The 22,027-nt window shown below is 54.9% G+C and carries 17 protein-coding genes and 4 pseudogenes; 11 read left to right on the top strand and 10 right to left on the bottom strand.

Annotated elements, in window-relative coordinates; all coding sequences use genetic code 11:
- The first annotated feature begins 31 nt into the window (after nt 1-31).
- Nucleotides 32-1,441 carry a DUF2252 domain-containing protein gene (locus QN378_RS04055; protein ID WP_323547042.1) on the top strand — a complete coding sequence of 470 codons (1,410 nt, stop codon included), beginning with the start codon at nt 32-34 and terminating at the stop codon, nt 1,439-1,441.
- Here QN378_RS04055 and QN378_RS04050 read toward each other — a convergent pair.
- The 4 genes and pseudogenes from QN378_RS04050 to QN378_RS23485 form a co-directional block, all read right to left on the bottom strand.
- Entirely contained in the window at nt 1,429-2,838 is a 1,410-nt protein-coding gene (locus QN378_RS04050) for an MFS transporter (protein WP_323547043.1), read from the bottom strand. The genes QN378_RS04055 and QN378_RS04050 overlap by 13 nt on opposite strands.
- Before the next feature lie 271 nt (nt 2,839-3,109).
- Nucleotides 3,110-3,334, bottom strand: a complete 225-nt coding sequence (locus QN378_RS04045) for a DUF2188 domain-containing protein (protein WP_322202440.1) — start codon at nt 3,332-3,334, stop codon at nt 3,110-3,112.
- Between the two features lie 71 nt (nt 3,335-3,405).
- A pseudogene (locus tag QN378_RS23490) lies at nt 3,406-4,548 on the bottom strand (ATP-binding protein); the annotation flags it as partial.
- 138 nt (nt 4,549-4,686) lie between these two features.
- Nucleotides 4,687-5,862 (bottom strand): annotated as a pseudogene (locus QN378_RS23485) (PAS domain-containing protein); the annotation flags it as partial.
- 800 nt (nt 5,863-6,662) lie between these two features.
- Here QN378_RS23485 and QN378_RS04035 point away from each other — a divergent pair.
- The 5 genes and pseudogenes from QN378_RS04035 to QN378_RS04020 all read left to right on the top strand — a co-directional run bounded on the left by QN378_RS04035 (nt 6,663) and on the right by QN378_RS04020 (nt 11,778).
- Nucleotides 6,663-6,977 (top strand): cation transporter, encoded by a 315-nt coding sequence (locus tag QN378_RS04035; RefSeq protein ID WP_323547045.1) that lies wholly within the window; start codon nt 6,663-6,665, stop codon nt 6,975-6,977.
- Nucleotides 6,978-7,036: 59 nt separating this feature from the next.
- Complete coding sequence (locus QN378_RS04030; protein WP_323547046.1) at nt 7,037-8,077, top strand: DMT family transporter; 1,041 nt, start codon at nt 7,037-7,039, stop codon at nt 8,075-8,077.
- A gap of 189 nt (nt 8,078-8,266) precedes the next feature.
- Nucleotides 8,267-9,304: pseudogene (locus QN378_RS23480) on the top strand (methyl-accepting chemotaxis protein); the annotation flags it as partial.
- On the top strand, nt 9,302-10,189 hold the full coding sequence (locus QN378_RS23475) for a methyl-accepting chemotaxis protein (RefSeq protein WP_416350647.1): 888 nt from the start codon (nt 9,302-9,304) through the stop codon (nt 10,187-10,189). The pseudogene QN378_RS23480 and the gene QN378_RS23475, both read left to right, overlap by 3 nt.
- Nucleotides 10,190-10,446: 257 nt before the next feature.
- Nucleotides 10,447-11,778: an MFS transporter gene (locus QN378_RS04020; protein ID WP_323547068.1), complete on the top strand. Its 1,332-nt coding sequence runs from the start codon at nt 10,447-10,449 to the stop codon at nt 11,776-11,778.
- A gap of 39 nt (nt 11,779-11,817) precedes the next feature.
- On the opposite strand, the gene QN378_RS04015 is transcribed toward QN378_RS04020, so the two are convergent.
- The 5 genes and pseudogenes from QN378_RS04015 to QN378_RS23465 all read right to left on the bottom strand — a co-directional run.
- Nucleotides 11,818-12,783, bottom strand: coding sequence for an AraC family transcriptional regulator N-terminal domain-containing protein (locus QN378_RS04015; protein WP_416350646.1), 966 nt, complete (start codon nt 12,781-12,783; stop codon nt 11,818-11,820).
- A 4-nt stretch (nt 12,784-12,787) separates the two neighbouring features.
- Nucleotides 12,788-13,621 (bottom strand): oxidoreductase, encoded by an 834-nt coding sequence (locus tag QN378_RS04010; protein ID WP_323547048.1) that lies wholly within the window; start codon nt 13,619-13,621, stop codon nt 12,788-12,790.
- Nucleotides 13,622-13,854: 233 nt separating this feature from the next.
- A complete protein-coding gene (locus QN378_RS04005; RefSeq protein WP_323547049.1) occupies nt 13,855-14,532 on the bottom strand; it encodes a hypothetical protein in 678 nt (225 codons plus the stop codon).
- A 525-nt stretch (nt 14,533-15,057) separates the two neighbouring features.
- Entirely contained in the window at nt 15,058-15,846 is a 789-nt protein-coding gene (locus QN378_RS23470) for a methyl-accepting chemotaxis protein (RefSeq protein WP_416194840.1), read from the bottom strand.
- A 69-nt stretch (nt 15,847-15,915) separates the two neighbouring features.
- Nucleotides 15,916-16,731 (bottom strand): annotated as a pseudogene (locus QN378_RS23465) (MCP four helix bundle domain-containing protein); the annotation flags it as partial.
- 660 nt (nt 16,732-17,391) lie between these two features.
- Here QN378_RS23465 and QN378_RS03995 point away from each other — a divergent pair.
- The 5 genes from QN378_RS03995 (at nt 17,392) to QN378_RS03975 (ending at nt 21,322) form a co-directional block, all read left to right on the top strand.
- The gene (locus QN378_RS03995) at nt 17,392-18,744 is read left to right on the top strand and encodes an OprD family outer membrane porin (protein WP_322202426.1); all 1,353 of its coding nucleotides are present in this window, start codon (nt 17,392-17,394) and stop codon (nt 18,742-18,744) included.
- 210 nt (nt 18,745-18,954) lie between these two features.
- Nucleotides 18,955-19,659 carry a YoaK family protein gene (locus tag QN378_RS03990; RefSeq protein WP_322202424.1) on the top strand — a complete coding sequence of 235 codons (705 nt, stop codon included), beginning with the start codon at nt 18,955-18,957 and terminating at the stop codon, nt 19,657-19,659.
- Between the two features lie 57 nt (nt 19,660-19,716).
- Nucleotides 19,717-20,061, top strand: a complete 345-nt coding sequence (locus tag QN378_RS03985) for a DUF6388 family protein (RefSeq protein WP_322202422.1) — start codon at nt 19,717-19,719, stop codon at nt 20,059-20,061.
- A gap of 76 nt (nt 20,062-20,137) precedes the next feature.
- Nucleotides 20,138-20,488, top strand: coding sequence for a hypothetical protein (locus tag QN378_RS03980; protein ID WP_323547050.1), 351 nt, complete (start codon nt 20,138-20,140; stop codon nt 20,486-20,488).
- 45 nt (nt 20,489-20,533) lie between these two features.
- Complete coding sequence (locus tag QN378_RS03975) at nt 20,534-21,322, top strand: SDR family oxidoreductase (RefSeq protein WP_322202418.1); 789 nt, start codon at nt 20,534-20,536, stop codon at nt 21,320-21,322.
- 57 nt (nt 21,323-21,379) lie between these two features.
- Here the strand turns inward: QN378_RS03975 and QN378_RS03970 are convergent, their stop codons facing one another.
- Nucleotides 21,380-21,706, bottom strand: a complete 327-nt coding sequence (locus tag QN378_RS03970; protein ID WP_323547051.1) for a hypothetical protein — start codon at nt 21,704-21,706, stop codon at nt 21,380-21,382.
- Between the last annotated feature and the right edge of the window lie 321 nt (nt 21,707-22,027).

Genomic DNA, 22,027 nt, shown 5'->3' with positions numbered 1-22,027 from the left:
TCTGTGAACAATCACTGAACGAAGGGCTTCCATGACCACCCTCAAAGACCGTCTGACGTTTGGCAAGGACGCCCGCAAACACTGCTCACGCAGTTCGCAGTCCGATCCCGGGGACATCGACCGCGATCCAATCCCGCTGATCGAAACCTCTAGTGAGGGTCGTATAAAACCTTTGGTCGAACTGCGTTACGGGCGGATGTTGGTTTCGCCCTTCACGTTTTATCGAGGCAACGCCTTGTTGCACGCCCATGACTTAGGCGGTACACCGAACATGAGCCTGACCATTCCCGCGTGTGGCGATTGTCACTTGATGAACTTCGGCGGCTTCGCCACCCCCGAACGTAACCTGCTGTTCAGCGTCAATGACTTCGACGAAGCCCACCCTGGCCCTTGGGAATGGGACTTGAAACGCTTGGTGGCGAGTTTCATGATCGCGGCCCGCGACTTACGCCACGGCAAAAGCGTGGAAGAAAGCGTGTGCCGCGAAGTCGTTACCACCTATCAAAACACCATGGCCGATTGCGCCCACCAAGGCGCTTTGGACCTATGGTACGACGCCATTAGTTATGAACATTTGTTGGAACAAGCACAGTCCAACAGCGCCCTCGCTCGACTCGAACGCGCGATTCAGAAAGCCGAACGCCGTACCCACGCCGACCTGCTACCCAAAATAAGCGAACATGACGAACACGGACACTTATCGATTCGAGACGACTTACCGGAAATCTTCCACTTGAATAGTGCCGGTACCCTGCTGGAGGCTGAAGATGACTGGATGCGCCTGAAGAGTGGACACGCGCTTCATGAAACGTTCATGCGCGATTACCGGCTTACATTGCAAGCAGACCGTCGTGCTTTGCTGGCACGCTTCGAAGTGCAGGACATGGCTTTTAAGGTGGTCGGTGTCGGCAGCGTCGGTACCCGTTGCCTGGTCGCGTTGCTGACCGACGATCAGCAGCGCCCACTGTTTCTCCAGATCAAAGAAGCGCGGGCCTCCGTACTGTCGGGTTACGTTAAAGCCAAGTCTCGCATTCGCCACAATGGGCAACGGGTGGTGGAGGGACAACGCCTGATGCAGTCCGCCAGCGACCTTTTTCTTGGCTGGACTACGGGCCCGGGTGGCCGCCATTTCTATGTACGGCAGCTGCGGGACAAGAAAATTTCAGCAGAATTAGAGACCTTTGACAGTGAAGCCTTCGCCGCTTACGGACGCATCTGTGCCCAGGCACTGGCCCACGCCCACGCCAAAGCCTCGGGCTGCGCGGCAGAGATCAGCGGCTACATCGGCAAAGGCGCGAGCCTGGCGGATGCCCTACTTAAATACGCACAAACGTATACCGAGCAAAACGAGCGCGACTTCGAGCGTTTTCAGAAAGCCTGTCGTAACGGGCGTTTGCAGGCGCGTTCGGAGGCAGACCTGGCCGCTGATCATTTGCCCTGAGCCGTCGGTGCGCGTTGGATGACCAATGCACACGCTCCTGCGGTGACGCACACAGCGGCCGACAAAATCACGGCCCCATGAAACGCACCGGTTAGCGACTCGCCTTGGTAGACCAATACCTTGCCCAGCAATGCTGTGGCCATTAGGCCGCCGGTTCGGGCGATGGCGTTGTTTAGTCCCGACGCCGAACCGGTGTGCTGTTTATCTACCGAGGCAAAGATCGCTGTCGTTAATGGCGCAACGGCGCAGCTCAGGCCTACCGCGATAACCGCCAGAGCGGGCAATACATCGGCCCAGTAACTGACATGAATGCTCATTCGTAAAAACAACAGAAAACCGGCGCCAACGATGCAAGGCCCAACTATTAAAAACGGCCGTGCGCCAAACCGGCCCGCTAACCCACCTAACCAAGGGGATGCCACGGCCAGGACCAAAGGAATTGGCAACAATGCCGCACCCGCTTGAGTGCTGGAATAACCGCTGGCGACAATCACCACATACGGCAAAAGAACGGTCAGGCAGCCCAACGCTCCGTAGAGCAAAAAAGTTAGCAGCGTCAATCCGGTAAACCCCGGTGAGCCGAACAGCGCCAACGGCATCATCGCCGTTAGGCCTTTTTTGTGTTCCCACACTAGAAACCCGGCCAGCAATGCTGATCCGGCCAGCAAACTGATTACCCCATTGGAAGAACCACCTTCAGGACCGGTGACCACAATCAGCGCCCAGGTAACCGCACCAAGGCCGAGGGTTGCCAATAACGCACCCACCCAGTCCAACGGGGTTGTGTCGCCGCTGAGGTGATCTTTCTCGACGTAGCGCCATGCCAGGTAAATTGCCGCGCTGGCCAGCGGTATGTTGATGAAGAAGATCATTCGCCAACTGACGGTATCGATCAGCCAGCCCCCCAGAATAGGCCCCCCCGCGCCAGTGGCCGCTGCGGCTGCGGCCCATATGCCAATGGCGCGCCCCTGTTTCTCACCTTCAAAGGTGGCACCGAGGATTGCCAGGCTGTTGGGCATCAGAAACGCCGCCCCCACTCCTTGGGCCAAACGCGCCGCGATGAGTGTCGCCAAATCAGGGGCCAGCCCACACACCACGGACGCGACGCCAAAAATAAGGATGCCCAAGATGAGCACTCGACGTCGCCCGAAGCGGTCTCCCATGGAGCCGCCGAGCAACAAGAGCGCGCTCAACGGCAGCAGGTAACCGTCAATCAGCCACTGCAACCCGCGATGGCCTGCAGCAAAGTCAAGGTCAATGGCGGGAAGGCCGACGTTAACCACCGAGCTGTCGATAAACGCCAGGCTTGACGCCAGCACACAGGTGACCAAGGTAAGAATACCCAGCCCGTCCGTGAGAAAAGTGTCTTGGATGCCGCCCGGTGGAGTCGGGGTCATTTGTCGGCCTTCTTTTAAACGATGCGCAACCGGTAGAAATAAACAATTACTGTGCAGAACACACGTCTAGCAAGCGGTTTGTTCCTCGGTGGTTTATTGCGGAAATGAGGTATCGGGGAAGTTGAAAGCGTGGTCCATCAGGAAATCCACATCGCACGTGTCCCGAATAAATTTGGTGCCAACGAATCGTGTGAAAATCCAAATCCAAGAGCCGAGAATTTATTCGCAAATGAGGACAATCGTTCACTTGGAATGCTGCACGTGTGCACTCTCAACCCGGCGGTTGCGACGGGTCGGCGCTATGTGGATACGTACGCTCCTCCTGTATCGTACCGTCCTCCTTATGAATCCTTAGCGATGCTGTTCGCGCACTGAGGAACTCGCTGGCCAGTTTGATCAATTCTTCTTTGGTGCCTACTGTTTTTGAAGCATGAACCGCACCCCGCTTTTTCAATGACCAGAAAGTTCCGGTTTTTTCGATGTGGTAGTTATCCATAATGGCTCCGTCAACAAAATAAACGTTGTTAATGCGCCACCGATGGATTCCAGAGGTGTATTAAAATTCCATCAACCCGCCGGACGATGCTGAGTCACCACCGCCTTGCGCAGAACCCGCGACAACTGCTCCACTGAGTAAGGCTTGTGCAACAACTCAAACCCGTACGACCCTTTCTGCGCCAACACATGGCTATAGCCACTGGTCAGTACCACCGGCAAATCGGGGTACCGTCGGCGAATCTCCTGAGCAAGGTCAATGCCGTTCATTCCCGGCATGATCACGTCGGAAAAAACCACATCAAACTGCATGCCGTTTAAAGCCAACTCGGTCAGTGCATCCTTGGCATTCGCCACCCACACGGCGACATAACCCAGCTCACCTAACGTTTGCATGGCGAAGCTGCCCACTTCTTTGTTGTCCTCCACCACCAACACACCGGTGCCATGACCATTTACCAGGACATCGGGCTCTGCAACAGCCGCCAAGGGCAACGGGCAAGCAACGTGGGGCAGATAGAGGGTGAACAAGGACCCTTTGCCGAGGGCGCTGCTGACATGAATTTCGCCGCCCGACTGTTTGGCAAATCCAAACACTTGGGACAACCCCAGGCCGGTGCCTTGCCCCACATCCTTGGTGGTGAAAAACGGCTCGAAGATCTGCTCGATATGTTCAGTGGAAATGCCGGTGCCGGTATCCTCAAGCGACACGGCGATGAAATCACCTTCGTTCCGCGTCTGCATGCCCGGAATGTAAGGGACACAGCTGACGCTAATGATCAGCCGCCCCTCTCCGTCCATAGCGTCGCGAGCATTAACCGCCATGTTTACCAACGTGGTATCGAACTGGCTGCGATCCGCGTTAACAAAGCAGGCTTGTGAGGGAAAGTGCGTGATGATCTCAATCCGTGAGCCGGTCAACGCACGGACCATATCGACAATGGCCTTAACTCCCAGATTGACGTCGAATACCTCCGGCATCAATGCCTGGCGCCGGGCGAAAGCCAATAACTGGCCAGTCAGCTTGGCTGCCCGGTCTACGGTATCGGAGATAGCGTTGATGAACCGCTCTCGCTTCTCTTGGGTAAGATTGGGACGTTTGAGCAGATCGGTCGAGGACTTGATGACTGTGAGCAAGTTGTTGAAGTCGTGGGCCACGCCGCCCGTCAACTGGCCGACCGCCTCCATTTTTTGCGCCTGACGCAAGGCTTCCTCGACCTTCATCAGCTCACCCGTGCGCGCCTCCACCTTGGCTTCCAGCGATTCGTTGGCCTCCCGCAAGCGAACCTCACTGCTGCGCAAGGCCGCTTCGCCAGAACTGCGCTCGGCGGCTGAACGGGTTCTTTCCGCGACTTCCTGAATGAACTGCAATTCCTCGGCCGACCAACTTCTCGGTGCCCTTTGGGCGACACACAGCACAGCAACCAACGCATCACGCTCGATGACCGGAGCATAAACCAGCGTCGGGATCTGCGCTGCGCTAGCCTTCATCGGCATCCGGCCATGGACTTGCACCATCTCGCCGCGCTGAAGACGCGCAACATGGGCAGCTTGGTGCTGAAGCGGTGACCATTGCACCGGTGACTCGAATCCCGGCGCGCTCCAAAACTGCTCGATACTTAACACTTGGGCCTCCCCGCTGAAAGCCCCATAGCCCACACGACTGACCTGGAGTGTTTCGCCGACTACTTCAGTGGCAGCAACGGTGATGTCAGTCGCATCGCTAAGGCCGCGAAATCTGTCGGCCAATCTACCCAATGATTCTCGCAAGGTTTCGGCTCTTCGCCGGCTGGTTTCGTTGCGCGCGATTTTTAAGAAGCCTTGAGGCTGGCCGGTAGGGTCCAACGGTAAGGGATGGACCGAACCGTTCAAGTAAACGTATTCGCCGTCTTTGCGCACATGCCAGCGCTCGTCGGCTGCGCTGCCTTGGCGTAAGGCGGTGGCTCGTTCCTGAGCGTCAGTGCCGCAGGCACGATCGCCAGCCGTAAACAGTAGCTCACTCTTCAAACCGGTAATTTCGTTGGCGGTCCAGCCGAAAATACTTTCTGCTCCTTTGGACCACGTGCTGATGCGGCCGTCTAGATCAGTGGTGAGAATGGCGTAATCCTTTGCACCTTCGACGACAAGTCGCAGCCGCGCCTCACTTTCGCGCAATGCCACATCGGCTTTGACCCGCACTGTGACGTCGGCGCCTTCGACAAAAATCGCCGTCACATTGCCGTGATCATCCTTGATGGGTTGATAGACAAAATCGACGAACCGCTCATCAATGGGACCGCCAGAGACAGGCTGAACGGCAAACGAAGCGCCAATAGCAGAAAACGCCACTCCGGTGTCGAAAACGTTATTGAGCAACTGTAAATAACCCTGTTCAACGGCGTCCGGCAACGCCTCGGCTACCGTTCGGCCGATTACTGGCCGATGGCCGATCAATTGTAGATAACCAGGATTGGCCAGTTCGAAACGGTGTTCCCGACCACGCAACATGGCCATGAATGTCGGCGCCTGCTCGAACAGTCTCGAAAGCATGACGCCTTCAAGGGCAGCCCGTCGCTTGGCCAAGATTTGCCCAGTAGTTTCAGTGCACAACACCAGAACGCCGCCAATGCCGCTCTGGCTGTCTTCGTCGTCAACCGGGCTGAAACCGTAGGTCCAATAGACGTCATCCTGGCGACCATTGCGGGTGATGGGGACTAATTGATTTACATGCCAGGTAGCTCCGCCACCGCTCATCACCTGGACAATCTGCGGACCAATCACGTCCCAGATTTCATCCCATACCTGACGCGCGGGCTGCCCCAGTGAGCCAGGGTGCAACTCCGGGCCTAATGATTGCCGGTAAGCATCGTTGTAGATGCAAAGGCTGTCCTGCCCCCAGAAAATATACATAGGGTGATGGGTGTTGAGCATCAAACGCACAACCGTGCGCAGGCTTTGTGACCAACTGTCCGGGACGCCAAGCGCCGTGGCGTCCCAGTGATGGCCGCGAATCAAGCGTCCCATTTCGCCGCCGCCCTTTAAAAAGCTGGCGACATCCCGCACCTTCTCAATCGACACGGCGTGGGCCTAAAGATATGAACATCGAAAGTCTTAAAGGTCTTGGAATCATTTTCTGCTCACTCATGTCCATTACTTCGCGTCGGAGCAAGACCACAGCGTCGGTTCATTTATTGATCAGTTTGTTTCTGATGGCTGTGCAAAGGGCTAGTCAAAGATCTATTGAAAACTCAATTCATGGACAAATGTGCTCATGTTTATAGAACATAGTTCAAATACGTTCATTTCATCCGTATAAATGCCGGATAAAGTTAGATGACGACCTGGAAGCCATGACCGAACATCACCTTCACCACCACGATACATCTGGCCATGATCATGGCTCTACCGGCCATCACCATCACTCTGCCCCTGCTGCTGGCTTTGACAGCGCTTTTGCCATAGGTTCTGCAATAAATGCAGCTTTTGTCGCCGCCGAAGTGGCTTTTGGTTTGACCGCCCATTCGGTCGCGTTATTGGCCGATGCGGCACACAATCCGGGCGATGTTTTGGGTCTGCTACTGGCGGGGTGGCGCTCTGGCTCGGACGCCGAGGTCACACCCAGCCGTACCTATGGTTTGGGCCGCAGTTCAAATCGAGACGGGTGACGTAGCATGTCCTTGCCAGTTGGCACCGGCACACATTATAAAATCTGGGAGCCCCCCCGATGAACGTAAGTGTTTTATATGCGCTCGCCGCAGCGGCGTTATTCGGTGTAAGTACGCCACTGGCTAAATTATTCGGCATTGGAATCAACCCACTATTGCTGGCCGGTCTTTTGTACCTTGGTAGTGGCTTGGGGCTGGCCGTGACCCGAGTGATCCGGGATCGAGGCTGGCGCGCCAGCGGCCTTACCCCACTGGAATGGCCATGGTTAATCGGAGCAATCGCCTTCGGCGGCGTGCTTGGGCCAGCATTGCTGATGTTTGGATTAATGCGAACTTCTGGCGCCGCCGCTTCGTTGATGCTGAATCTAGAGGCTGTCCTGACCGCACTAGTGGCCTGGGTAGTCTTCAAAGAGAACGCCGACCGACGCATCGTTGCCGGAATGATCGCTATTGTTCTTGGCGGTCTGGTGCTGTCGTGGTCACAGCAACGTCAGCCGGCTTTTGACTGGCTCGGGCCAATGGCAATCACGCTAGCCTGCCTATGCTGGGCAATTGATAACAATCTGACCCGCAAAGTATCGGGGTCCGATGCGCTATTCGTTGCAGGTAGCAAAGGCTTGGTCGCCGCAACGGTCAACTGCTCACTGGCGTTGTTCATGGGTTCTCGGTTGCCGGGCATTTCTGTTCTGGCCCCGACACTTCTGCTGGGTTTTCTCGGCTACGGCGTCAGCTTGGTGCTGTTTGTGCTCGCCCTGCGGGGCCTCGGCAGCGCACGTACCGGCGCCTATTTTTCGACCGCACCTTTTCTCGGTGCAGCGATCTCGCTTTTGTTGCTGAATGAACCCGCCCCCCCACTGTTCTGGGTCGCATCGACATTAATGGGGATTGGGGTCTGGCTTCATCTCACCGAGAATCATGCACATGCTCATGAGCACGCCCCTCTCAAACATAACCATCGCCACGTTCACGACGAGCACCATCAACATAAGCACGCATTTAAGTGGGAAAGCGCTGAGCCCCACAGCCATGAGCATGCGCATGCGCCATTGCAACACAGCCATTTTCACTTCCCGGACATTCATCACCGCCACCGGCATTGAAGCTTCAGCCACCGGCGATTACGGCCAACAAATCCGTTAGTTTCAGTCTCTTGATCGATTCCCTGAACATTGACATACAGCTATCGGTTTTTTGGCCGATAGCGTCTTTGCGCATGGGTTTATTGGCCTGATCGGAAGATTTCCCGCCGCGCGAAGATGAAAGAATAGACCCCATTGCGGAGTAACTCGATGAATAGCTGGCTTGCCAATATCAGCGTCAATATCAAGCTGGCTTTGGGCTTCGGCCTGGTGCTGGTACTGACCGCCATTTTGGCGCTGATCAGTTGGACCAGCCTTGATGGCCTCATAGATCGCAGCGACCGGATGAGCAGTATTTCGGCGCTGAGTAACCAACTGGCTAACCTGCGGGTATCACGTTTGCAGTACATGATTGCCAATGGTGACGAGACCGTTGGACAAACCGTACAAGTGGCCATTGATGGCTACAAAAATCAGCAGCAGAAACTGCGAACGATGCTAAGCAGCGCCGAGGACGCAAAGTTGCTTACCCAGTTGAGCGATGTCAGCAACAACTACGAAAGCGCCTTGGTAAAAATGCGCAATGCCTACACCGTCAGCAGCCACGTCCGGGCGCAGATGGGTATCGACGCGGTGAAGGGCGCTGACATCATCGGCGCGATCATCACCGCCGTGCTGCAGATGGCACCCACTGATGAAGGCCGATTCGTACAGTACCAAGCGATCATGAAAGCCAAGGAAGACTTGGCACTGGTGCGATACGAAGTACGCGGATACACAGCTAACGTCACGGCCAATACCGAACAAAAAGCCATGAATCAACTGCAATCCACCATTGGCGGCCTTAAACCACTCGGTGAGGTATTCGGCAGCTCACAACCGGAAAAACTCAAACAACTGGAAACTGCGCTGCTTAATTACCGGGCCTCGGTCCAAGCGTTTAAGGTCGCCAACGGTGATATCGTTTCCTCGCGTAAATCACTGGGTGAGCTGGGTGCTGCCATCCTCAGCCTAAACGACGAATTGTATAAACTTCAGACCCGCTTGCGTGATCAGGACAGTGCTCGGTCACGCACCCTGCAAATCGGCGCCACGCTGTTGGCTTTGATCATCGGGACCTTGGCGGCGGTGATCATCACGCGTCAGATCACCCTGCCATTGCAACAGACGTTGACGGTGATCGAACGCATCGCTTCAGGCGATCTGTCTCACAGCCCGGCCGTCACCCGCCGTGATGAGCTCGGCATGTTGCAACAAGGCACCCAGCGCATGGGCAGTACCTTGCGCGCGTTGATTCGTGGGATTCATGAAGGCGTGACACAAATTGCCAGTGCCGCTGACGCGTTGTCCGCGGCGACCCAACAAACCAGCGCTGGCGTCAACAGCCAAAAAATCGAAACCGATCAGGTCGCAACGGCCATGCATGAAATGTCGGCCACGGTTCAGGAAGTGGCACGCAGCGCCGAACAAGCTTCAAACGCTGCTTCTGCCGCTGACAAGCAAGCCCGCGAAGGCGACAAGGTGGTGGGCGAGGCGATTGTGCAGATTGAGCGCCTGGCGGCTGAGGTGGTTCGCTCCAGCGAGGCGATGAATGGCCTGCAATTGGAAAGCAACAAGATCGGCAAAGTCATGGACGTCATTAAGGCTGTGGCTGAGCAAACCAATTTACTGGCACTCAACGCCGCGATTGAAGCTGCACGGGCCGGTGAGGCCGGTCGTGGGTTTGCGGTGGTCGCGGACGAAGTACGGGGCTTGGCGCAACGAACGCAAAAGTCCACCGAGGAAATCGAAGCCTTGGTCGCCGGCCTGCAACACGGTACGCAACAGGTTTCGAGCATCATGCTCAGCAGCCGTAACCTGACTGACAGCAGCGTAGCCCTGACCCGACAAGCCGGCGCCTCGCTGGACAGTATTACCCAAACGGTGTCGAGCATTCAGGCGATGAACCAGCAAATCGCCGCCGCCGCAGAGCAACAAAGCGCAGTGGCCGATGAAATTAGCCGCAGCATCATCAATGTGCGCGATGCTTCAGAACAGACCGCCGCGGCCAGTGGTGAAACCGCAGCGTCAAGCGTTGAGTTGGCGCGCCTGGGCACACAGCTGCAAACGTTGGTCAGCCGTTTTCGCATGTGAGAGACGGACCAGAGCAGTGCTGCGCAGATTTGCGCGCAGCACTGAAGCATCGGTCAGGCCCCAGTAAACATTAGCGACCTACCATTGCACAGACGAACCTTAAACCGGCATGCTCACTTTCCAGCTGTTTGCCTGCCTGGCAACCTGACTGCCTGATTCAATCAGATGTCTTCGGAGCCTCGTCGGTAATGACCCAACCCAGCCCGCTGGAAACCCGCGCTGTCAGCACCAAACTGTCGTCCCTTGAATTCCGTGGAATGGTCGCGATTCTGCTATCGATTGCCTTGGCGACCCTCGACACCGCTATTGCTAATACCGCGTTACCAGCCATCGCCGCCGACCTGAACGCGTCGCCTGCTGCCTCGGTATGGGTGATCAATGCGTATCAACTTGCTGCTGTCGCCACGTTGCTGCCGCTGGCTGCGCTGGGTGGAATAATCGGCCATCGCCGGGTGTTCCTCGGTGGTCTGGTGCTATTCATCGTGGCGTCCGGACTGTGTACTTTGTCGTGGTCATTGCCGACTTTGACCATTGCCCGGGTGTTTCAGGGACTAGGCGCCGCCGCTATCATGAGCGTCAATGCAGCCCTGATCAGTTCTATTTTCTCCCCTCAACGTTTGGGTCGAGGGCTGGGTATGAACGCACTGGTGGTGGGCTCATCATTTGCTGCCGGACCCACCGTGGCGTCTCTAGTGTTATCGGTTGCACATTGGCCGTGGTTGTTTGCCATCAACCTGCCAATTGGCCTGTTCGCTTTGTATTTTGCCTGGTCCACTTTGCCCGTAACAAAACTCAGCGGTCTGCCGTTTGATCGCATCACGGCGACGTTGAACGTGATTGCCTTTGGCGCACTGATCTTCGCCTTGAGTCAGGCCGCACAACTGGGCTCTATGACCAGCGTGATGATTGCCCTGGGCATCTTTATAGTGGGCGGCGCATTGATGCTGCGCCGGGAGGCTGCGCATCCGGCACCAATGTTTCCATTGGACTTGCTAAAGCGCCCGCTGTTTGCCCTTTCTGCCCTCACAGCAGTCTGCTCGTTCGCAACCCAAGGCTTGGCGTTTGTGTCACTACCGTTCTTTTTCGAAAACGTCTTAGGGCGCGACCCGGTGCAGACTGGCTTTTTAATGACGCCGTGGTCGGTGGTGGTGGCCGTGATTGCACCCTTCGCCGGGCGTCTGTCGGATCGTTACCCTCCCGGTCTGTTGGGCGCAATTGGCTTGGCTGTGTTGTGTGGCGGGATGATTTCGCTGACCCAGTTGCCGAGTAATCCAGACGCATGGGACATCGGTATTCGCATGGTGATCTGTGGTCTGGGCTTTGGCTTCTTCCAGGCACCCAACCAAAAGGCCCTGCTCACCAGCGCCCCACCTGAACGCAGCAGCGGCGCCAGTGGCACCATCGCCACCGCACGCCTGATCGGCCAAGCCACCGGCGCGGCATTGGTGGCCCTGAGCTACGGAATTTCCGGCGATCACGGTCCGGTGCTCGCCCTGACCATCGGCGCTTGCTTCGCCGCAGTCGGCTGCGTTGCCAGCGGCTTACGCTTGATGACGCCGAATACGGTTAGCAAGCATATTGGGAAGTGATGGTCGGATTTCGGCAGGCAAATCTGTAGGAGCGTTTTTTTAATGCGATGACACATAGATAGAGGGGCTGGTCGGGGCTGGCAGTGCGTAGGTGCGTTTCATCCATTGCACCTCTGCTTGGGGTGTTCGGCCGAAGAAGCGTTTGAACTCCCGGCTGAACTGGGAGGCGCTTTCATAGCCGACGCTGAACCCGGCGATGGCCGCCGTCATGTCGTTGCGTAGCATCAACAGCCTGGCTTGGTGCAGGCGAGTAGATTTCAGGTATTGCATCGGCGACGTGTCGGTCACGGTTCGAAAATGCAGGTGAAAGCTCGGCACGCTCATGCCCGCCACTTTCGCCAGGCACTCGACGTCCAGCGGCTCTGGGTAACGTGCGTGAATCCGCCGAATTGCCTTGGTGATTTTGCCAAATTGCCCTTGGCGGTTGAGTGCCGCACGCATGGATCCGCCCTGCTCACCGCCGATGATTCGGTAGTAAATTTCCCGAACCAACGCCGGTCCAAGGATCAATGCGTCAACCGGCTCGCTCATGACCTCTAAAAAGCGCAGTACTGAATCGCTCAGCTTGTCGTCCATCGGCGATGAATACATGCCCCTTGGGACTGCCGTTGCAGCGCTTTTGCGCTCGCCCACCTGAAGCATCAGCTCAGCGGCCAGTTTGAAATCCAGGCGCAGGTACACTGCCAGCATCGGTTCTTCTTCGCTTGCGTCAGTTTCCATCGTGAACGGGACCGGGACTGACACCACCAGATAATGCTGCGCGTCGTAGATGTAAACCTCGTCCCCCCAATAACCGCGCTTGCGCCCCTGACAAAGAATCACAATGCCTGGGTCATACAGCACTGGGGTCCGAGTCAGCGGCCGATTGGACCGAAGAAAGCGAACGTCATCCAATGGCGTCAGGTTGTAACCTTCCACCGGCGCCAGCCGTTCCATCAATTCAATGGTACGCCGCGTCTTGAATAGCTCGTAGTCCATGGGCATCTCAGGGTGTGCGATGGGCATCGGGTCAGCCATCGGTCGACAGGCTCAGTGCTTCCCATGCATCAATGTCTTCAACCATCTGGTTCAATTTGCTCCTGACCAACGCCAGGGCATCGCTGCCCAGCAATAAGTGTACCGGGGGAGCCGGGCTAGCGATCAACTGCAGTATGGCCAGCCCGGCTTTTTGTGGATCGCCGAGCTGCTTGCCGCTTTTTTCTTCACGGCCTTTTCGCACAGGATCGAAGGACTCATCATAGTCCTGAATACTTCTCGGGCTTCGTTGCATCGAGCGCCCCGCCCACTCGGTTCGGAACGAACCGGGGGCTACTGCCGTGACAAAAACATTGAACGGTTTGAGTTCTTTGCTCAACGTTTCAGAGATACCTTCCAGCGCGAATTTGCTCGCGCAGTAGTAAGCAATCCCCGGCATCGTGATGAAGCCACCCATGGACGTGATGTTGATGACATGGCCGGCCCTGCGCTGACGAAAATACGGCACAAAGGCTTTGGTTATCGCTACCGCACCAAACACATTGACCTCGAACTGCTGACGCATTTCTTCAATCGGAGACTCTTCGAAAATGCCTTCATGGCCGTAACCAGCGTTGTTGACCAGTACATCCACCGGACCAAACTCAGCCTCTGCCTTGGCGACGATATCGTCAATCGCTGCGAAGTCAGTAACGTCTAACATATAAGCGTGCGCACGCTCCGGGGACTGGGCCTGGAAACTCAACAACGCTTCGCTGTTACGAACAGTACCTATGACGTGGTGCCCGGCCGCGAGGGCTTGCGTCGCCAACGCACTGCCTAAACCGCTGCTGACGCCGGTAATAAAAATCGTTTTGACAGGGGTCATGATAGGGCTCTCGATCAGTGATTCAGTGTCGTTATCCTGAGACCAAACCCTAGGCGTGCGAAGACTGAATCATCTGCGATGATTGCCTATTCCTATTAAATTCAATAGCCCCAGCTCGACGCCGCGCTGTCGTGCGGCATACCCACATCCTGTAGAAGCCAACTTGTTGGCGAGGGGCTTGATGCGTGCATCAGATAAAACGCCTCGCGAACACGTTGCTCCTACAGAGATCGTCAAGGAGTTAACGGCGAACCCGGCGACGCGGGGTTTGCCACAGGGGACGGTGATACGACGGGAGCTGGCCGAGGTGGTTTAAAGAAGTCTCGCGACCGGCGTATACGGCTCGCCAAGGTGCTGTTCGCGTGCAAATTGTCATAGTGAAATACCGCAGTTGCTCGCACGACGTCGGGGTCTGCGGGTAAATTAGTGTGCAGCGAACGGTAACCCCAGAACAAATACATATCGCCTGGCAACATGTGAATTCGAGTGAACTTCTCGTCACCGTTGGCGTAACGTTTCTTCAACCAGCGTTGAGCCCAGCGATTATCAACGAGCATTTTATCGATCAGGTTGAAAAAGTAATTGCGCCGTAACGGACGATGATTACGTAACATCAACAGATCGCCTGGATCGGTTTCCTCTGGCATGCAGACGGGCATAATTGTAGTTAGCACAAAAGAGTCGTAATGAAAGATCATTGACTCCCGCTGGCCACCATCGCCTATCAAACAGCGCAACACTTGATGCAGCTGCCGCTCGACTGGCTGTCGTCCCGTGGCAATCTCTACAATCCGCTGGCACAAATCAATGAATACGGCTGAACTACCCCATTCGTGAAGCAGAGAACCGGAAACGGCCTCTTGCCCAGTCAATGCAACATAGCCGTTGCCCGCAGCATCGACGGCGGCCATCACAAGGTTCCTTAACTCCGTTAACTCATGGTCTGTAGCCCATCCGGGTAGCACCGCATAACCATCCTTGTTGATGGATTCCACAAGGGTTTTAATTCCAACTTCCGAAAACGACGTGTATTGCATACGCCTGCACCTCTTTGTGTATCGTCCGTTTTTTTGAGGTTGGCCAACAATGCATAGCTATACGAATCAACTACGAAGGCAAAAAGAGAGTAGCAGTACTTATAAAAGGCGCAATTCCAAAGGACCATAATTTATTTAAATTTATCTTGTACGCTGTTGTACATTTTTATACGACCCAGGTATCTTCGCTATCAAATAGCCATACTTTTCTATAAACGCTAAAAATAGTCTCTTTTATACACTGTTACTTTGAGTTAACAGCACATGTCTTGCAGACGGACACTTTGGGGTATTCGCTGAACAGATCATCGGCGAGTTGGCTGGCGACGGGTACACACCCAAGGAAGCTGGCTGCTAGCGCACAGCAGTCGCCTATAATTCGGGCCAGCCCGCTAGCCCTTACAATACAAACCGCTGCACCATCGCATTCAAATCCGTCGCCAGCCTCGACAACGCGTCACTGGCAACGGTGGTTTGCTGTGCGCCCGAGGCAGTTTGTGCGGACAAGTCGCGAATGCTGCTGAGGTTTCGATCAACTTCACTGGCAACGCTAGCTTGCTGGTCGGCAGCATGGGCGATGAGCAAATTTCGGTCGCTAATGGTAGAGGTTGCCGTAATGATCACCGCCAATGCGTTACCCGCCGCCGCAGCCTGATCCAAGGTAACGTTGGCTTGAGTGGCGGTAAGTCGCAGCGCTTCTGCGGTGGCTTGGGTGCTTTTCTGGACGTCGTTGATCAAGCTTTCAATCTCCGTGGTGGAGGCGCTGGTGCGTTTTGCCAGAGAGCGCACTTCGTCAGCAACCACCGCGAAACCTCGACCAGCGTCCCCCGCCCTAGCGGCCTCGATGGCCGCGTTAAGCGCGAGCAAGTTAGTCTGATTGGCAACGGCACGGATCACATCAAGAATTTTTCCAATGCTCAGGGTACGCTCAGCGAGGCTTTCAGCCTGGTGCGAGGAGTCGAGCACATTGCCAGTCAGTTGCTTAATGGACGCAATGGTATCGTGTAGCCGCTGTTGCCCCTGAACTGCTGCATTGCTGGAGGCCTGAGATTCCCCGGATGTGCTGCTGGCATTGCCCGCTACCTCTACGGCTGCTTGGCTCATTTGATTAACCGCGACCGCAGCCTGCTCAATTTCGTCGTTTTGCAATTGCAAATTGTGTGCGCTGGATTGAGCGATAGAGCTCATTTCCTGAACCGATTGCGCCAGCTGCGTCGCGGCTGAGCCAATCTGCGCGATAGTGCCGTGAAGGTTGCCACGCATACGTCCCAACATACTAAGCAGTTGAGCGGTTTCGTCTTTCCCCACAGGAATAGCTTGCGGACTAAGGTCGCCCTCAGCAATGGTGCTAGCGATGTGCAGTGCGTGACGCACTGGGCGGATGATGCTGACGCTCAAGCGCCATGCCAGCAGCAACGTCAGCACCAACGCAAGAATAATTGCGCTTAACGCGATTGACCGAGCTTGGCGGTAGCTTTTTCCCGCTGCCTCGACCGTCGTCGCAGCGCTCTGCTTATTGAGCTCTCGCAGCAGTTGCACCTGCATGTCCATCAAGTCGCCCTGCATGGACAATGTGGTGTTAACCAGCATTCGTGCGTCGTTGATTTTTCGTTGCTCAATAAGAGACATTTCATCATGCAAGCTGGGAATAAAAGTTTTATAAGCTTCTTGCAACGCCAGGATCGAATCGCGTTCGGTGCTGTCGGTAACGCGGGCAAGGTAGTCGTGGAAACCTTTCTCGACCTCGTTTTTCAACTGCTCGACATTGATTTTGCTCGTAATAACCGCGCTCGGATCATCCGCGTTTGCTACCAGATTAGAGGTCTCTGCGCGCATTTTGACTAAGTCGATGGCCAGAAGGTCGGCCATGGCGATACTGGGCATCGCCCCGCTTTCAACGGCTTCGCCCTGCTTGCGGATGTCCTGCATTTGCCACAGACAAAATGCCCCAACGGCCACTAGCAGTGCGGCAGTAATGCCAAAACAACCGACCAGGCGCTGGGTGATCTTAAAACGTCGCAGTACGGTCGTTTCGGAAAATGAGCTTAAAACCCGAGGCCAAAATCTATTCACTGCTGATTACGCCTCTTCAACGAGTACTTCGGAGAGGCATGTATAAGGCTATTGTGTGATGTCTTTGTGACATTAGAAAATATTTGTTCTGCACTGTATGCAATGAAAACTGCAAATAGGGTTAGACCGACCAGGCTCGTATATGCAGCACTAGGGTGGGCCCGGCGCAATACGTGTAAGAACGGCAGGGGTAGGCCAGGCGATTCAATCCGTTTGGGTAGTTTTGCGCATCCAAGACCGCGCTATCACGCCCAGGGATTTTGACGGACACAACATTGGGAATTTCAGAGAACTGAACAGAAACTGCCACTCAGTTGATTTTAAAACCGGCCTCTCTGATTACGCTCTGATGTTGGAAGTGCCAATAATGAAATTCTGTATTGAAACGCTTTAACTAAAGTCTAGTAGACTCCGTCGTCGCCCACCGCTAAGAGTGCGCGTAGTTACACTTCCAATTCACACAAGTCAAATGAATAAAACCTAACTAAAGTTTCATACTCGCCATGGCCTTACGTCATTCAACTGTCATACGGATAACTTTTACTGAACCTAATTACTGACAGCGTAGGTTCGCTGTAGTTCGGCTAATGCAGTGCGAGTCTGAATACCCGACTATTACGCTCTGCGACCGATTGAATATCCCTGTAAACGAGACTCATGATGATCAAGAAACTAACCAGGCCAGTAGTTGGCGTTCTACTGGGCGGCGTAATGCTATCTGCACATGCGGATTTCATCGATGACAGCCACGCCGACTTGACCCTGCTCAACCGTTACCTGAACCAACAGGGCCGCGATGTAGTGGGAAGCACGGCCAAAGCCAAGAGTTATCGGGATTGGGGGCAAGGTTTCCAGCTCAACTTCAAATCTGGCTATACCGAAGGCGCGGTGGGTGTTGGCCTCGATGTCGAAGCGTTTTACGGCGTTAAGCTCGACTCGGGCGGAGACTTGAATAACAAAGATCATCAAAGTAATTACCCGGGCAGCATGTTTCCGTTACACGACGGTAAGTCGGCTAATGATTTCAGTGTCTTGAGCCCGACCTTTAAAATGCGCTTCCTTAAAGATGAATTGCGCGTCGGCATGCTCAATCAAAACAACCCGATGTTGGCCAACACCGATGGCCGGTTGTATCACCAGACCAATACCGGTACGCAACTGGTTTCCAAGGACCTGTCGGACTTCACCTTCACCGGCGGCGACATCATCCTAACGAAGATCCGTAACGAAACTAACGACAGCGACATGACCACCGGCGGGGGTGCAAAGCTCAGCAACCGCTTCCTTTACGGCGGTGCGGATTATGCGGGCTTGGCTAATACGACAGTCAGCCTGTGGTATTCCAACTTGCAGGATTACTACCAACAGGCATTCATCGGTGCCAAACACACTGATCGACTGCCGGTTGGCAGCCTGCTCAGCGATTTTCGGGCCTACCGCAGCTTGGGCGTCGGCGGCAACGCAGATGGCAATACCGACTACGCCACCGCAGGTTCCTACAGCGGCGGCTTGAACAAAGGTCGGATCAACCAATCGACCTTTAGTTTGATGGAAAGCTACAGCCTGATGGGTCATACCATTGGTCTTGGTGCGCAGAAGAACACCGGCGATAGCGACTTTCCGTTTCTGGACTCTGGCTTGAACAGCGGCGATGCACGCCAAGGGCCTGGAGCCGGCGCGGACACACCAGCACTAACCAACCTCCAACTCAATAAATTCCAGCACGCGGGGGAGCAAACTTGGCTTGCGCAGTACAAGTATGATTTCAGTCAGCTAGGAATCAACGGCTTGGGCTTCGCTGCAACTTACGGGTATGGCGATCATATAAAGGTTGCCAAGGGCGGCAACAGCGAGTGGGAACGCGACTTTGCGTTCAGTTACTTGGTGCCAGAAGGGAAGCTGAAAGGTTTTGGCGTAACCTGGAAAAATGCGATGGCTAACCCGAGCATGATCGGCCAGACCCATCAGGACGAAAACCGCTTCTACGTCAGCTACGTCGTACCTTTGTGGTAGGCAATAGCCTGGCATAAGCGAAGCACCGCAACATTCAAAGCCGGACCACACATGACGTGGGTCTGGTTTTTTTTGGAATGCAATAAATGCCTCTGTAGAAATTCGTCGAATTCAAATCCGGTGGTGATTGCCCCATACTCAGGGGCGCGAAAAGACTCGATTGTTCGCCGTAAGGAAAACCACGGACCCCGCCCACATGAAAATCTGCTGATGTTGCCCTCCCCAGTCAAATCTCACGTCCATCCTGCACTCCTTCACGCGCAAAAATGGCGCGGACGCGTTGGTCTTACGCTCGTTGCCTGTCTCTCTGTCTTAGCGGGCATGACCGACGCCATCGGTTTCATGGCCTCGGGAGACTTTGTATCGTTTATGAGCGGTAACACCACCCGTCTAGCAGTCGCCATCAGCAATGGCGATTTAAACCTAGTGCTGCGCCTTGCGTTGCTAGTCGCGACCTTTATCATCAGTAACGCACTGGGCATCGTCGTCAGCCGAATGACCAGTCGGCGCACGCTGCCGCTGCTGTTATGCATTGCCGCCCTGCTATGTGCATCAGCGACATGGCCATTTGATAATCAACTTCCGGCATTACTGGGCGCCATTACCGCCATGGGCATGCTCAACGCTGCCGTCGAAGAGGTGAACGGATTCCCGGTCGGACTGACTTATGTGACCGGCGCCCTCTCCCGTTTTGGTCGCGGCTTGGGACGGTGGATGCTGGGCGAACAGAGAAATGGCTGGAGGGTTCAGTTGATTCCTTGGACAGGTATGTTCGTCGGAGCAGTAGTTGGCGCTCTGCTTGAACAACATCTGGGTCTTAAGGCTTTGTTTGCCAGCGGCGCGCTTTCTGCCATTCTTGCAGTTGCGTCGTTAAAGATTCCCCGTCGCTGGCAGCTGGCGTATATGCCTAAATAACAGCATTGGCAAAGCAAGCTGCACGTGCTCGAAAAACGCTATTAAAAAGCAGACCCCATGATCCCAGCCGAACAGCGTCACCAAACCGCGCTAGAGACTTTCCTCAACCAACACCCTGCCCTTTGCGAGGAACTCGACCACCTTAACCCTTTAGCCGCGCAGGCCAAAGGCGAAACCATGGCACATTACCGCGACGAGCGGCTCCATGAAGCCTTCGAAGCGGAGGCCGAACAGTTAGGCTTCTTTGCTTGGGAGCTGACGTTGAAGTTAACCGCCACATCCGACGAGGAATTCCAGGCACAACGCCTCGAAGTGCACAAGGAAGTTGCTGAAATGGCTGGCATGACCTGGGGGGACTACTGCGCGGAACACGGGATTGACGACGGTGTATTGCCTTACTGATGACCAAATTGCCCGCGCAAACCCGCCCCTCATCGGCAAGTGTTACAGTCAGTGTTTTCCAAACCAAGGACACACCATGCGGATATTTATAGGCGCCCTTACCCTTGGATTCCTGGCAGGCTGCGCATCGCCGAGCATGGATATGGCCCGCACCGCAGCGCCGCGCAAGACCTTTACCTCCGAGAAAAAAGACGAACTGGTTGCTCAATGCATTCAATTTGCCTGGCAGGACGACGTGATGTTCGGCGTCGAAGCCGATGCGTATCTGAAGCCGGGCACTAAAGGCGGTTTCACGGTTTATACCCGTAGCGCTGAGTATTTCGCCGACGTCCAGAGCGCAGCCACTGGGACGACGATCAACTATTATGTCGCCAAAGATGATGCTCTGGCCGAGCGGCGATTGGCCTCATTGGCGACCTGTCTGTAATATTTTCTGTCGGCTTCGCCGCCCATCTGAACGAGGTTTAATTTCATGGATTTACATTTAAGAAATAAACTTGCACTGGTGTCCGGTTCAACCAAAGGCATTGGCTTCGCCATCGTCTCCGGGCTGGCTCGTGAAGGCGCCCGTGTGATTCTTAACGGTCGTTCCCAGGCATCGGTGGACGAGGCGCTAAGCAAACTTTCTGGGCTATACCCCAAAACGGACGCCCAAGGGTTTGCGGGCGACTTGTCTGACCCAGAACAGATCAAGCGATTGCTCGCGCAGTTCCCGGAAGTCGACATTTTGGTAAACAACCTCGGAATTTTCGATCCCAAGCCATTCGAAGATATTTCCGACGAAGAATGGGATCGGTTCTTTAACACCAATGTAATGTCCGGCGTACGCCTGTCACGAGCCTATCTACCGACGATGAAAGCCAAAAACTGGGGTCGCGTGGTCTTTATCAGCAGCGAAAGCGGCGTGCAAATTCCGGTTGAGATGATTCATTACGGCGTCACTAAAACCGCACAATTGGGTTTATCTCGCGGCTTGGCCGAAAGTTGCGCAGGCACCGGTGTCACTGTTAATGCCGTGCTACCAGGCCCTACCAGTTCAGAAGGCGTAAGTGAATTTGTGAACAAATTGTCGGGTGGACAACCGTTCGCAGCGTTTGAAAAAGAATTTTTCGAAAAAGCTCGCCCTACCTCGCTTCTGAAGCGTTTTACCACTCCCGAAGAAGTCGCCAACATGGTGATTTACGTGTGCTCCCAAGCGTCTTCAGCTACCAACGGCGCTGCATTGCGAGTAGACGGCGGCGTGGTCAAATCGGCTTTTTAAGCACGGGCAGCACCCTCTGGGGTATCACAGTAAAAAGAGCGTTATAAAGGCTTCCTTTTACAACTCGTCTTCAACAGGCGGTTTGGGTGAAGGGAGTTCGCTGAGTATGTCTGCGAGATCGTGCCAAGGATGCTGGCACGTTTCGTCGCGAAAACTGCAGCTAAAGTCGTGCTTAAAAGCCTCATCTGCCAGCCAGATATTTTGCATTCGCTGACAATCGGTGCATTGCAAATGATCGAAAAGCACAGTCCATCTTTGACGCCAGATCATCATGTCGCGGCTTAGCTTTAGGCCCTGGCTCAAGTGTGTTTCTACCCATAAGGTCGGCTCAACCTGCACTGGCTTATAGTGAAGTTTCGCAACGTCGTTTAATTCGATGCCCATTGACAACTCCTTTCGAACCCCATCGCCTAATCACCTCTTGCAAGAAGTAGCAGCAAGCCACCGCGACCTAACGTATTAACCGCCACCCCACAACTCAGAGAAAATGACGAGCCAAAAAGCATGACGGTTCAGAATCTCCCGATGAGTGGTAAGTCCCCTCCCAAAAAAAACTTCAGATAACAACCAGATGCGTCCTTATGCTCCCTATATGCAAAGGGGTAATTCAAGACGTTCCGTTTTCAGGAGACTGTTAAGCGCCAAATTGCTATCGGCTTTGATGGAGGCAGGAGTCAGCGCGGGTTCGATGGAAACAATAAAACC

The organism is Pseudomonas sp. 10S5, assembly GCF_035019745.1.
GTDB lineage: Bacteria > Pseudomonadota > Gammaproteobacteria > Pseudomonadales > Pseudomonadaceae > Aquipseudomonas.
Note: the sequence above shows the minus strand (reverse complement) of the source record. Positions and strands in the feature narration are given on the sequence as shown.